Here is a 12,002-nt window from a genome sequence, read left to right on the forward strand (position 1 = left end):
CGGGCCGGGGGGGCGGGGCCCCCCCCCCCCCCCCCCCCACCCCCCCCCCCCCCCCCCCCCCCCCCCCCCCCCCCCGCCGGAAGTCTTGCTAGCTTGCTGCTTAGAGCGCGCTGACCTTCTTGGAGATGGCCGACTTGCGGTTGGCAGCGTTGTTCTTGTGGATTACGCCCTTGCTGACGGCCTTGTCCAGCTTGCGGCTGGCGGTCTTCAGCGCTTCGGCTGCTGCATCCTTGTCGCTGGCCTTGACTGCAACATCAACCTTGTTGATGACGGTCTTCAGCTCGGACTTCACCGAGTTGTTACGCTGACGCGCCTTCTCGTTGGTGAGGATGCGCTTCTTCTGGGACTTAATATTGGCCACTTATAAACTCTCTTTGTATTGCGGACTTGGTCGGTGAGGGAATTTCAGACCAGACATTGACTGAGCGGCGTGGGGATACCGTAATGGCGCCTGAACTGAAGTGCCCGTCGACCTGCGCGGACACACAGCAATAAATGTTAGCAGAGATTCGGTGCCGGTATGCCAACCGGCGCTCAGCGCGCCGGGCGCACCTTTGCCAGTGCGCGGACTACCCGGCCGAACACCCGCTCATCCATCACTGCGCCCTCACGGCGGATGCTCTCCGGTTCCAGGCGGAGCACCCGGTCCAGTTTAACTTCACTGGGACGGCCCTTACTGTCCCACGGCCCGGTACCGACGTCCAGGTACCGCGGATCAGACGATCCAGTGTTGTTCCGGTCCCGGCTGGTCATCATCAGGCCCAGCAGCAGGGCACCGCTGCGGCCGATCAGCAGCACGGGGCGGTCCTTGCCCTGCGCCGGGTCTTCCTCGTAGGGGACCCACGCCCATACAACCTCACCGGGGTCGGGATCGCCGTCGGGCCGGGGTGCGTAGACCGGACTTACGGGCCCCGCATAGTCACCCGCGTATCCAGTAGGGCCCGACGCCGCGGCCTGCCGGGGGTGCGACGGCGCAGCCTTGGGTCCGGGGGAGGGCGCGGAGGACGGCCTTGGGGAGCGCCGGCCGGGCCCGGGCCGGGATTTTATGCCGGTCCGGTTCCGGGACCCCTGCCCGGAAACGGTGCCGGCACCGGACCCGGCCTGGCCCAGCAGCCGGGCGGCGGAACGGACAAGGGAAGCGAAGGTGCGTGCGTTAAAGGGCATGGCACTACGTTAGGCGTCCGGCAGTCAACGGCGCTTCGGTTCCTGCTGGGGCAGGCAAACGTGGGAGACTGTTAATTCGACAGAAACACCCACCAGCAAAGCCTGGACACTGCCACCGCACGCAGGCGCACCCGCGCGGCGTCGGGCCTGTCCCGGAAACAGTAAAGGAACCGCCACAGTGTCACCTATGGCCCGCTTCTCGCCGGTGCCTGCCGCGACGGATCCGGCGATCATCAGAAACTTCTGCATCATCGCCCACATCGACCACGGCAAGTCCACCCTGGCCGACCGCATGCTCCAGTCCACCGGCGTCGTCGAGCACCGCAATATGAAGGCCCAGTACCTGGACCGGATGGATATTGAGCGGGAACGCGGCATCACCATCAAGTCCCAGGCCGTGCGCATGCCGTGGGAGCTCGACGGCGAGTCCTACGCACTGAACATGATCGATACACCGGGCCACGTGGACTTCACCTACGAAGTATCCCGGTCCCTGGCAGCCTGCGAAGGCGCGATTCTGCTGGTGGACGCCGCCCAGGGCATCGAGGCCCAGACGCTGGCGAACCTGTACCTGGCCATGGAGAACGATCTGACGATCATTCCGGTGCTGAACAAGATCGACCTCCCGGCAGCGCAGCCGGAGAAGTACGCCGAAGAACTGGCGAAGCTCATCGGCGGCGACCCGGCGGACGTGCTGAGGGTTTCCGGCAAGACCGGCGTGGGCGTCGAAGCCCTGCTGGACCAGATTGTCCGCGAGATTCCGGCGCCGCAGGGCGATCCCGATGCCCCGGCCCGCGCCATGATTTTCGACTCCGTGTATGACACCTACCGCGGCGTCGTCACCTACGTCCGTGTGATTGACGGGTCCCTGTCCCCGCGCGAACGAATCCAGATGATGTCCACCCGCGCCAGCCACGAGCTCCTGGAAATCGGCGTCAGCTCCCCGGAACCCACCCCGTCCAAGGGACTTGGGGTCGGCGAGGTGGGCTACCTGATCACCGGCGTGAAGGATGTGCGCCTGTCCAAGGTCGGCGACACGGTTACCAACCTGGCCAAGCCGGCTACGGAATCCCTGCCCGGCTACGCAGACCCGAAGCCCATGGTCTTCTCCGGGCTGTACCCCATCGACGGTGCCGACTACCCGGTGCTGCGCGAGGCGCTGGAAAAGCTGATGCTCAACGACGCCGCGCTGGTCTACGAACCCGAGACGTCGGCCGCGCTGGGATTCGGCTTCCGGGTGGGCTTCCTGGGCCTGCTGCACCTGGAAATCACCCGTGAACGGCTGGAGCGTGAATACAACCTTGACCTGATCTCCACGGCGCCCAACGTGGAGTACGAGGTGACGCTCGAGGACAAGAAGGTCGTCACGGTGACGAACCCCAGCGAGTACCCCGAAGGCAAGATCAAAGAGGTCCGTGAGCCGATGGTTTCGGCTACTATCCTGGCGCCGAATGAATTTGTCGGCGCCATCATGGAGCTGTGCCAGACCCGCCGCGGTGTCCTGGGCGGCATGGACTATCTGTCCGAGGACCGGGTCGAGATCCGGTACCGCCTGCCGCTGGCCGAGATCGTGTTCGACTTCTTCGACATCCTCAAGTCCAAGACCCGCGGCTACGCCTCCCTGGACTGGAAGGCCGACGGCGAGCAGGTTGCCGATCTGGTCAAGGTGGACATCCTGCTCCAGGGCGAGCAGGTGGATGCTTTCAGCTCCATCACCCACAAGGACAAGGCGTACTCCTACGGGGTGATGATGACGGGCAAGCTGCGCGAACTCATCCCGCGCCAGCAGTTCGAGGTCCCCATCCAGGCCGCCATTGGCTCGCGCATCATTGCCCGCGAGTCCATCCGCGCCATCCGCAAGGATGTGCTTGCCAAGTGCTACGGCGGCGACATCAGCCGTAAGCGCAAGCTGCTTGAAAAGCAGAAGGAAGGCAAGAAGCGCATGAAGATGGTGGGCCGTGTGGAGGTTCCGCAGGAAGCCTTCGTGGCTGCACTTTCCTCTGACGATTCCAAGGACAAATCCAAGAAGTGACACCCAGCGCATTGCCCCTCGGAGACCCGGCACCCGCCGACGGCCTCCTGCCCGCACAGGCCGCAGAAGGCGCAGCGGAGCGGAACTTCGGACTGTACGTCCACATTCCGTTCTGCTCCGTCCGCTGCGGTTACTGCGATTTCAACACCTACACGGCCACCGAGCTCGGCGGCGGCGCCTCCCAGGCGGCCTACGGGGCGACGGCGGCCCGCGAAGTGGTTTTCGCAGCGGACGCGCTCCGCCGGTCCGGGATGCCCGAGCGCCGGATGGAAACGGTGTTCTTCGGCGGCGGCACGCCCACGCTGCTGCCGGCCGAGGACCTGGCCATGATCCTCACAACCGCCGTCGACCAGTGGGGCCTGGCGCCCGGCGCTGAGGTCACCACCGAGGCGAACCCGGATTCGGTGACCCCCGAATCCCTGCAGTTGCTCGCCGACGCCGGTTTCACCCGCGTGTCCTTTGGGATGCAGTCAGCGGTACCGCACGTGTTGGCGGTCCTGGACCGCACGCACACCCCCTCGCGGGTGCCGCAGGCAGTGAAATGGGCGCGCGACGCCGGCCTGCACGTGAGCGTGGACCTGATCTACGGCACCCCGGGCGAATCCATGGAGGACTGGAAAACTTCCGTGGAAGAAGCCCTGAGCTACGAGCCGGACCACATTTCGGCCTATGCCCTGATCATCGAGGAAGGGACCAAGCTCGCGGCGCGGATGCGGCGCGGCGAGGTGCCCCCGATTGACGACGACGACCACGCTGACAAGTACGTGCTGGCCGACGAAATGATGACCGCAGCCGGCTTGTCCTGGTATGAGGTCAGCAACTGGGCGCGCACCCCGGCGGACCAGTGCCGGCACAACCTGGCCTACTGGCGCAGCGACGACTGGTGGGGGATCGGCCCCGGCGCACATTCGCATGCCGGCGGCGTGCGCTGGTGGAACGCCAAGCACCCCACCGCCTACGCCCAGCGGATCGCAGCGGGGGAGTCGCCCTCAGTGGGCCGGGAGACGCTTGACGCCGACACCCGGTACATCGAAGACATCATGCTGCGCACGCGGCTGGCAGAGGGCCTGGAACTGAACCGGCTGCGGGAGCCCGGCCGGCTGGCCGTCGCGGGCCTGATGGCCGACGGACTGGTGGATCCCCGGGCGGCGCTGACCGGGAAAGTGATCCTCACCGGCAACGGACGGCTGCTGGCCGATGCGGTGGTCCGCCGGCTGCTGCCGGACTGATCGCCGGCACAAACGAAAATAGCCGGACCGGGCTTAGTCCCGGTCCGGCTATTTTATTTGGCTGAACTACTTGATGCGGCGCAGGTTGAACGGGTAGCGGTACGGCCGTCCCCGGTTGCACTCAATGCCGGCAATGACGGAGGACACAGCCACGTAGACCCAGATCAGGGCGTTGAGTACGGCGAAGAAGCCGCCCACCACGGGAATAAAGGACAGGGCCCAGACCACCAGCGCCGCAATGCTGGGCGGTAGCGTGAAGTTCAGTGCTTCCTTGGATTCCTGGGCAGTGAACGGGCCGCGGTCGCGGAAGACCAGGTAGATGATCAAGGACGGGACGAAGGCGAGTATGCCGCCGAAGTGCGCCATGGTTGCCCACTGCCGGTCCTCCGAAGCGGTCAGCGGAAGTGCGTTGGCCGGAGCGCCCTGATACACGGGTCGCTGCGTGGGCTCTTCCGGGCGGGGCGGGTGATTCTGGCGTGTGTTGGACACGGCGTAATTTCCTTTTGGCTCATGGTGACTCAGGGTCGGTCCGCTACTACGTATTCCTCAAGCGTACTGTCTGGTCCGCTTTATAACGGAACGGAGACGGCCGGTGCGGCGCACATCTCACCTAAGGGACAGTCAGGAAGTCAATGACTTCTTCCACCCGTCCCAGCAGCGAGGGCTCAAGGTCCGCATAGGTGTGCACCTGCCCCAAAAGCTTCTTCCACCCCAGGGCGACGTCGGTGTGGTCCCGGTGCGGCCAGCCCAGGCCCTGCAGGATGCCGGTCTTCCAATCAAGGTTCCGCGGCACCACCGGCCAGGCACTCCGGCCGATCACCGAGGGTTTGATCGCCTGCCATACATCCACATAAGGGTGGCCCACAATGAGGACGTTGCCCGGCGCTCCGGGGCAGGTCATTGCCTCGGCGGCAATCCGGGATTCCTTGGACCCCGGGACCAGATGGTCCACCAGGATGCCGAGGCGGCGCCCGGGTCCCGGCCCGAAGTCGCGGACCGCCGAATAGAGGTCATCAACGCCGTGGAGGGGCTCGACGACGATTCCCTCCACGCGCAGGTCATCGCCCCAGACCTTTTCCACCAGTTCCGCGTCGTGCTTGCCTTCCACCCAGATGCGGCTGGCCCGCGCGGTGCGGGCGCGTTGGTTGGCCACCCGTACGGATCCGGACGCGGTACGGGCCGGTGCGGCCCTGCCCGGCGCGGCCGCGGACGCCGGCACCACCTCCACGGGCTCGCCCTCCAGCAGGAAGCCAAAGCCCAGCTCGAAGGACTTGGTTTTTCCGCGGCGGTCCTCCAGGACCATCAGGTGCAGCCCGCCGGATTTCTCCACCCGCACCACGGCACCCACCCAGCCGGAGGCAACATCCTCCAGGACCAGGCCGGGTTCGGCGCCGACTTTTCGCAGGGCCGTCCGGGCCGGGGCAGTGATGTCCTGCGGACCCCAGGAAAAACTGGACACGAAAATTGCCTCACTCAGATGCTCGGTTGGGCTGGAATGCCCGCAGGGGGTGAACGGGTTCCTCAATGCTAGCAACGCAGTTGATCCGTATTAGACTTAGCACTTGAGCAGTGGGAGTGCTAACCCGCCGCACCATCCGCCGATTCGCTGGGAGGGAAAAGCCATGAGTGAGCCACGCCGGCTCGAGGTCCTCCGCGCCATTGTCGAGGACTACGTCCATTCACGCGAGCCCGTCGGCTCCAAGGCACTGGTGGAGCGCCACCAGTTGGGTGTTTCCTCGGCCACCATCCGCAATGACATGGCGGCCCTTGAAGAGGAAGGGCTCATCACCGCCCCGCACACTTCGGCGGGACGCATCCCCACGGATAAGGGCTACCGCCTGTTCGTGGACCAGATTTCGGACGTGAAACCGCTCTCGGCCCCGGAACGCCGTGCCATCCAGTCCCTGCTCGAAGGCGCAGATGATCTGGATGACGTTATGGACCGCACTGTACGGCTGCTGTCCCAGCTGACCAACCAGGTGGCCGTGGTCCAGTACCCGCACCTGGGCAACGCCAAAGTGCGCCACATCGAATTCGTCCTCCTGGCGCCGGCCCAGGTGCTGGTTGTCCTGATTTCCACCACGGGACGGGTGGAGCAGCGGGTCATCACGGTTCCGCAGCCGGTGACCGAACCCGATCTGCTGGACCTGCGCCACCATTTCCTTGCCGCCCTTGCCGGCACGCCGCTCAGCAGCATCACCGGCCACCTTGCCGAAGCGCTGGCCACCGTGCCTGCCGCTTCCCGGAGGGTGGCTGCCTCGTTGGGCCACTGCCTGGAAATGCTCGCCGGAATTAACCGGGAGGACCGCATGGTTATGGCCGGAACGGCCAACCTGGCCCGCTCCACGGTAGACTTCCCGCTGACAATCGGACCGGTCCTGGAGGCTCTCGAGGAACAAGTCGTGATGCTGCGGCTGTTGTCCGAGATGGAGCAGGACGCCCGGGGTGTTGCCGTCCGGATTGGACGGGAAAACCCGCACGGCGGACTATCCGAAGCATCGGTGGTGGCCACGGGGTACGGACCCGACGCTTCGGCAAAGGTCGGCATCCTGGGGCCCACCCGGATGGACTATCCCACCACCATGGCAGCCGTCCGGGCCGTGGCGCGGTACCTCTCCCGAATACTCAATAACTAGGCCGGCCCGCACCAGCTGCGCGGCCGTCCCGCCGGGCCACCCGGCGGACCACAAACTACGCCTCCACCACCGGAGGCAGGCAATACAGGAAGCGATGTGCACGAGTGAGCGATCACTATCAGGTTCTGGGCGTCGGACGAGACGCCACGGGTGAAGAAATCAAGAAGGCGTACCGGAAGCTTGCCCGCAAGCTGCATCCGGACGTCAACAATGCTCCGGGTGCATCCGATGAGTTCAAAGCCGTAACGCACGCCTACGAGGTTCTCTCGGATCCGGAGAAGCGCCGCATTTACGACACCACGGGCAACGAGAACGGCACCGACAACGGCTTCGGCGGCGGCGGCTTCGGCGGCCAGGGCTTCGGTTTCCAGGACATCTTCGACACCTTCTTCGGCGGTGCAGCCCCCGGCGGCGGCCGGGGACCCGCCTCGCGGGCCCGGCGCGGCCAGGATGCGCTCATCAACGTGCGGATCGACCTCAAGGACGCCGTCTTCGGCGTCAACAAGAAGATCGACGTCGACACCGCCGTCGTCTGCCCCACGTGTGACGGATCGTGCTGCCAGCCGGGCACATCCCCGCGGACCTGCGACATTTGCCACGGCACCGGCCAGGTGCAGCGGGCTGTACGTTCCATCCTCGGCCAGGTCATGACCTCGGCCCCCTGCGGAACCTGCAACGGCTTCGGCACCGTCATTCCGGATCCGTGCCACGAATGCTCCGGTGAAGGCCGGGTCCGCAACCGCCGCACACTGACCATCAAGATCCCCGCCGGCGTCGCCACCGGCACCCGGATCCAGCTCAGCCAGCAGGGCGAGGCCGGCATGGCCGGCGGCCCCGCCGGCGACCTCTACGTGGAAATCAGGGTCAACAATGACCCGACGTTCCTCCGCGAGGGAGATGATCTGCACGCCACCCTCACCGTCCCGATGACTGCGGCGTCCCTGGGCACCACGGTCACCCTCGACACCTTCGACGGCGAACGTGAAATCACGGTCAAGCCCGGCACCCAGTCCGGTGAGGTCTCCGTCCTCAACGGACTCGGTGTTACGCACCTGCGCGGCCACGGCCGCGGCGATCTGCGGGTGCATGTGCACGTGGAAACCCCGCAGAAGCTGGACTCCGAGCAGGAAGAGCTGCTGCGCAAACTCGCCCAGCTGCGCGGGGAGGAATACAGCGAGGGCCGCCTGAACAGTTCGAACTCCGGCGTCTTCGCGAAACTGCGGGACCGGTTGGGCAACCTCTAGGATGACCAACCCCATTTTCTTCGGGGATCCGGAGCTGGTGGCAGCAGTCCGCCCCGGCGGCTCGTTCCGCCTGGAAGGACCGGAAGCCCGCCATGCCGTGTCCGTGAAGCGGATTGCCCCCGGCGAGCCGGTGGACGTTGTGGACGGTGCCGGACGGCGGATCACCGGCACCGTCACCGTGACCGGCCCGTCCCTGCTGGAACTGGCCGTGGAAGCGGTAACGCAGGAGCCGGCGGAGGCTGAGCGCCTTGTCCTGGTGCAGGCCCTCGCCAAGGGAGACCGTGATGAGCAGGCGGTCGAAGCGGCCACGGAACTGGGCGTGGATGCCGTGATCCCGTGGCAGTCGGACCGCAGCATTGTCCGGTGGCGCACGGAGAAAGCGGTCAAGGGCCAGGCCAAGTGGCAGGCACTGACCACCGCCGCCGCCAAGCAGTCCCGCCGCTCCCGCATTCCCGAGGTTGAGCCGCTGCTCGACAGCAAGGCCCTGGTCCGCCGTCTCTCGGACCTGGACCTGGTACTGGTGCTGCATGAGGAAGCCGACGCACCCCTCGCCGGGGCCTTGGCGGCACTCGGCGACCGCCGCGCTGGTCCGGCCGGGCCGGATGAGGCGCAGGCTTCCATTGCGGTGGTTGTGGGACCGGAGGGCGGTATCAGCCCGGCGGAGCTGGAACAGCTGCGTGCCGCCGGCGCGGTGGCGGTCCGGCTGGGCCCGCATGTGCTGCGGTCCTCCACCGCCGGTCCTTCTGCGCTGGCCGTGCTGAATCAGCTGCTGGGCCGCTGGTAGTCCGGCCGCCGTAGGGCGCCTTACCCCTCGGGGGAGCCGGGATCGGAGATAACCGTGATCCGCTTGGAATCTCCGGCCGATTCATGTCCGCCGTAGAAGACACGGATACTGTAGTCGCCCGGTGCGAGGGTCGCGGAGAAACTGAACCTCCCGGTTTCCCCTACTGCGGCAGGCAGGTCCACGGTGCCCGCAGCCACGGCTGCCGAGGACGGCCTGCCGTCCACCACGGGCTCGGCACGCCAGTACAGCTGGGAAGGCTGCGCCACCGCGGTGCCGCTGATCTCCACGTCACTGCCGCGCACCTGGGATTCCTGCGGATCGATGATCCAGATGGGAGCAGCCAGCTTGGTGTCCCGGCGAAGCGGCTCATCCAGCGGGACATGCCCGAACGCACGATAGCCCGCCTTGCCGTCCACCAGGATCACCACCGTGCTTTCCTGGCCCACCGCAGTGAGTTTCGCGTTGGCGGCAGCGGCGGTGGCGGTGTACACCAGCTGCTGCACGGCACGGTGGGCCATTCCGGAGTCGAGGGAGCCCTTGAACGCATCCGAGGAGATGTCCACCGTGATGACGTTCTTGCTGGAAATGGAAGCGGTGACGCTGTCAGCCGGATGCCATGGCGTGAAATAGTCCTGGTCCAGCGGTTTCCCCGCCGTCATTGCCCGGACTGCCTCGCCGACCGGATCGCCGGTGTGGTCCGAGTGCAGGAACTCCCGGTAGAGGCTCACGGTTGTTTCGTTGAGGCCGAGCCAGTAGACCGGCATCAAGGTAGAAGCCGAGGCCGCCTCGGCGGGCGGGGAGATGGTCATGGCGGCACCTCCGCCGGTTTCGCCGGCGTTGGCCGACGTCGGCATGGTGGTGGTGGCATTCTCTGCCACCACGCCGCAGCCGCCAAGCATCACGGCGCCGGCTGCCAGGGCGGACCCGGCGAGCAGGAGCCGGCGCCGGCACATGGAGGGGGATGGGGCACGGCGGGTTTTTCCGGTGGACATCAACCCTCCTTAAGGTGTCGCTAACAGGTACGTCATCCACCTTCGCACACGGTTTCGGGCCCACCGGTGCTGTTCGCGGGACCGCGGCCGGACTGAAACACGATTGAGACATCACCGTTGCGGCCCCGAGATAAAGCCCATGGTGTTCCGCCCGGGTGCGGGCAGATCAAGTAAGATTTACGTAGCCGGAGTTGCGCGGCGCAGGCACCAGCAGGGGCGCAGGAATCACGTGCAGGGAAATAAAGCCCCGTACTGCGGCGTTTTTAGTAAAAGGGACGCGGAGTACGGCGCACCGAACCACCCAACAGCAGCACACCCAACAGCACTCAATAAGGGGCGATGAAAGGCCTGGAAAGGCCGTCTATATGACCGAATCTTCAATGGAAATCGGCACCATCCGACTGGACAACCAGACAATTGTCTTTGACTCCACGGAACACATGGTCCAGTCGCTGGGGGCCAACGACGAGGCCCTGCGGATCATTGAGGCGGCCAATCCCGAGGTGAGCCTGCTGGTCCGGGGAAATGAGCTTTCGGTTGCCGGACCCGCGGCCGATGTGGAGCAGACCGTCCGCCTGGTCAACGAGGTCCGTGTCCTGGCCCGGAACCAGACCCGGGTTACCCCGCAGGTCCTCGAGCAGCTGATCAGCATGCTCCGTGACCAGAGCACGCACCGCCCGGCGGACGTGCTTACCCAGAACATCCTCTCCACCCGGGGCAAAACCATCCGGCCGAAGACCCTGAACCAAAAGAACTACGTGGACGCGATTGACCGCAACACAGTGGTCTTCGGCATCGGGCCGGCCGGCACCGGCAAGACATACCTGGCAATGGCCAAGGCCGTTCAGGCGCTGCAGCAGAAGGAGGTCAACCGGATCATCCTGACCCGGCCGGCCGTTGAAGCGGGGGAGCGGCTCGGCTTCCTGCCGGGCACACTGAGCGACAAGATTGATCCGTACCTGCGACCGCTGTACGACGCGCTGCACGACATGATGGACCCCGAATCCATTCCGCGGCTGATGGCGGCAGGCACCATTGAGGTGGCGCCGCTGGCCTACATGCGCGGCCGGACCCTCAATGACGCGTTCATCATTTTGGACGAAGCGCAGAACACCACGCCCGAACAGATGAAGATGTTCCTGACCCGCCTCGGCTTCGGCTCCAAGATGGTCGTCACCGGAGACGTCACCCAGGTGGACCTTCCCGGCGGCACAGCCTCGGGGCTGCGTATTGTGCACGACATCCTGGGCGACATCGACGACGTCGCGTTCTCCGAACTCCAGGCGGTCGACGTCGTACGCCACCGGTTGGTCAGCGACATTGTCACTGCCTACAGCGAGTGGGACGAGGCAAAGCGCAGCCGCAGCGCCGCGCGCAGCGACGAAGGACAGTCCAACAGCCGCGGCAACGGCGGCCACGGGCGGGAGGCCCGTTCATGAGCATTGAAGTAAACAACGAATCCAGCGCGCCCGGAGTGGACGAAGAGGGACTGGCCCGGCTGGGCCGGTACCTGCTCGACAGCCTCTACGTGCACCCCGAAGCGGACCTGTCCATCATCCTCGTGGACGAGGATGCCATTGAAAAGCTGCATATCGAGTGGATGGACCTGCCGGGCCCCACCGATGTGCTCTCCTTCCCCATGGATGAGCTGCGTCCCGGAACAGCCGGACGAATCACCCCGGCCGGCGTCCTGGGCGACATTGTGCTGTGCCCGCAGGTAGCCGCACGCCAGGCCGCCGACGCCGGGCACGGCACCGACGAGGAACTGCTTCTCCTGACCACACACGGCGTTCTGCACCTGCTCGGATACGACCACGCCGAACCGGAGGAAGAGAAAGAAATGTTCGGCCTCCAGCGCCGCCTGCTCTCCGCCTACCTGGGTAAACAGGCCCCCAAGGAGACCCGAAGTTGAGCATTGGTG

Annotated in this window: 12 protein-coding genes; 7 read left to right on the forward strand and 5 right to left on the reverse strand. The window is 65.8% G+C overall.

The genetic code is table 11. The annotated features are described in order from the left end of the window. Positions 1-100: 100 nt before the first annotated feature. On the reverse strand, positions 101-361 hold the full coding sequence (gene rpsT, locus LOC57_RS07850) for a 30S ribosomal protein S20 (RefSeq protein ID WP_227911452.1): 261 nt from the start codon (positions 359-361) through the stop codon (positions 101-103). Between the two features lie 173 nt (positions 362-534). Further along, complete coding sequence (locus LOC57_RS07855) at positions 535-1,164, reverse strand: type II toxin-antitoxin system PemK/MazF family toxin (protein WP_229959038.1); 630 nt, start codon at positions 1,162-1,164, stop codon at positions 535-537. Between the two features lie 178 nt (positions 1,165-1,342). Here LOC57_RS07855 and lepA point away from each other — a divergent pair, with 178 nt between their 5' ends. Both lepA and hemW read left to right on the forward strand, forming a co-directional pair. Further along, positions 1,343-3,196, forward strand: a complete 1,854-nt coding sequence (gene lepA, locus LOC57_RS07860; protein WP_227911450.1) for a translation elongation factor 4 — start codon at positions 1,343-1,345, stop codon at positions 3,194-3,196. Continuing rightward, positions 3,193-4,425 carry a radical SAM family heme chaperone HemW gene (gene hemW / locus LOC57_RS07865; protein ID WP_227911449.1) on the forward strand — a complete coding sequence of 411 codons (1,233 nt, stop codon included), beginning with the start codon at positions 3,193-3,195 and terminating at the stop codon, positions 4,423-4,425. Before lepA ends, hemW begins: the two co-directional genes overlap by 4 nt. Before the next feature lie 66 nt (positions 4,426-4,491). On the opposite strand, the gene LOC57_RS07870 is transcribed toward hemW, so the two are convergent. Next, positions 4,492-4,914 (reverse strand): DUF4870 domain-containing protein, encoded by a 423-nt coding sequence (locus LOC57_RS07870; protein WP_442860712.1) that lies wholly within the window; start codon positions 4,912-4,914, stop codon positions 4,492-4,494. A 121-nt stretch (positions 4,915-5,035) separates the two neighbouring features. Continuing rightward, entirely contained in the window at positions 5,036-5,884 is an 849-nt protein-coding gene (locus tag LOC57_RS07875) for a DUF3097 domain-containing protein (RefSeq protein ID WP_229959040.1), read from the reverse strand. Between the two features lie 163 nt (positions 5,885-6,047). On the opposite strand from LOC57_RS07875, the gene hrcA reads away from it, so the two are divergent. From hrcA to LOC57_RS07890, 3 genes are all read left to right on the forward strand, one after another. Next, complete coding sequence (gene hrcA, locus LOC57_RS07880) at positions 6,048-7,061, forward strand: heat-inducible transcriptional repressor HrcA (RefSeq protein WP_229959041.1); 1,014 nt, start codon at positions 6,048-6,050, stop codon at positions 7,059-7,061. Between the two features lie 104 nt (positions 7,062-7,165). Next, positions 7,166-8,305, forward strand: coding sequence for a molecular chaperone DnaJ (dnaJ, locus tag LOC57_RS07885; RefSeq protein ID WP_227911446.1), 1,140 nt, complete (start codon positions 7,166-7,168; stop codon positions 8,303-8,305). Between the two features lies 1 nt (position 8,306). Further along, positions 8,307-9,089, forward strand: a complete 783-nt coding sequence (locus LOC57_RS07890; protein WP_229959043.1) for a 16S rRNA (uracil(1498)-N(3))-methyltransferase — start codon at positions 8,307-8,309, stop codon at positions 9,087-9,089. 20 nt (positions 9,090-9,109) lie between these two features. Here LOC57_RS07890 and LOC57_RS07895 read toward each other — a convergent pair whose 3' ends face one another. Further along, positions 9,110-10,081 (reverse strand): GerMN domain-containing protein, encoded by a 972-nt coding sequence (locus tag LOC57_RS07895; protein ID WP_229959045.1) that lies wholly within the window; start codon positions 10,079-10,081, stop codon positions 9,110-9,112. A 380-nt stretch (positions 10,082-10,461) separates the two neighbouring features. Here LOC57_RS07895 and LOC57_RS07900 point away from each other — a divergent pair, with 380 nt between their 5' ends. After that, entirely contained in the window at positions 10,462-11,520 is a 1,059-nt protein-coding gene (locus tag LOC57_RS07900) for a PhoH family protein (protein ID WP_442860135.1), read from the forward strand. Beyond that, positions 11,517-11,993, forward strand: coding sequence for an rRNA maturation RNase YbeY (gene ybeY, locus LOC57_RS07905; RefSeq protein ID WP_227911442.1), 477 nt, complete (start codon positions 11,517-11,519; stop codon positions 11,991-11,993). The genes LOC57_RS07900 and ybeY overlap by 4 nt, the downstream gene beginning before the upstream one ends. Positions 11,994-12,002 lie beyond the last annotated feature (9 nt).

Origin of the sequence: Arthrobacter sp. zg-Y750, from assembly GCF_020907365.1 — a bacterium.
GTDB lineage: Bacteria > Actinomycetota > Actinomycetes > Actinomycetales > Micrococcaceae > Arthrobacter_B.

Bases quoted from the DNA above. Each gene is read 5' to 3' on its own strand.
- LOC57_RS07855 (WP_229959038.1), bottom strand. From the start codon at position 1,164: ATGCCCTTTAACGCACGCACCTTCGCTTCCCTTGTCCGTTCCGCCGCC.
- hrcA (WP_229959041.1), top strand. From the start codon at position 6,048: ATGAGTGAGCCACGCCGGCTCGAGGTCCTCCGCGCCATTGTCGAGGAC.
- LOC57_RS07890 (WP_229959043.1), top strand. From the start codon at position 8,307: ATGACCAACCCCATTTTCTTCGGGGATCCGGAGCTGGTGGCAGCAGTC.
- LOC57_RS07895 (WP_229959045.1), bottom strand. From the start codon at position 10,081: ATGTCCACCGGAAAAACCCGCCGTGCCCCATCCCCCTCCATGTGCCGG.
- LOC57_RS07900 (WP_442860135.1), top strand. From the start codon at position 10,462: ATGGAAATCGGCACCATCCGACTGGACAACCAGACAATTGTCTTTGAC.
- ybeY (WP_227911442.1), top strand. From the start codon at position 11,517: ATGAGCATTGAAGTAAACAACGAATCCAGCGCGCCCGGAGTGGACGAA.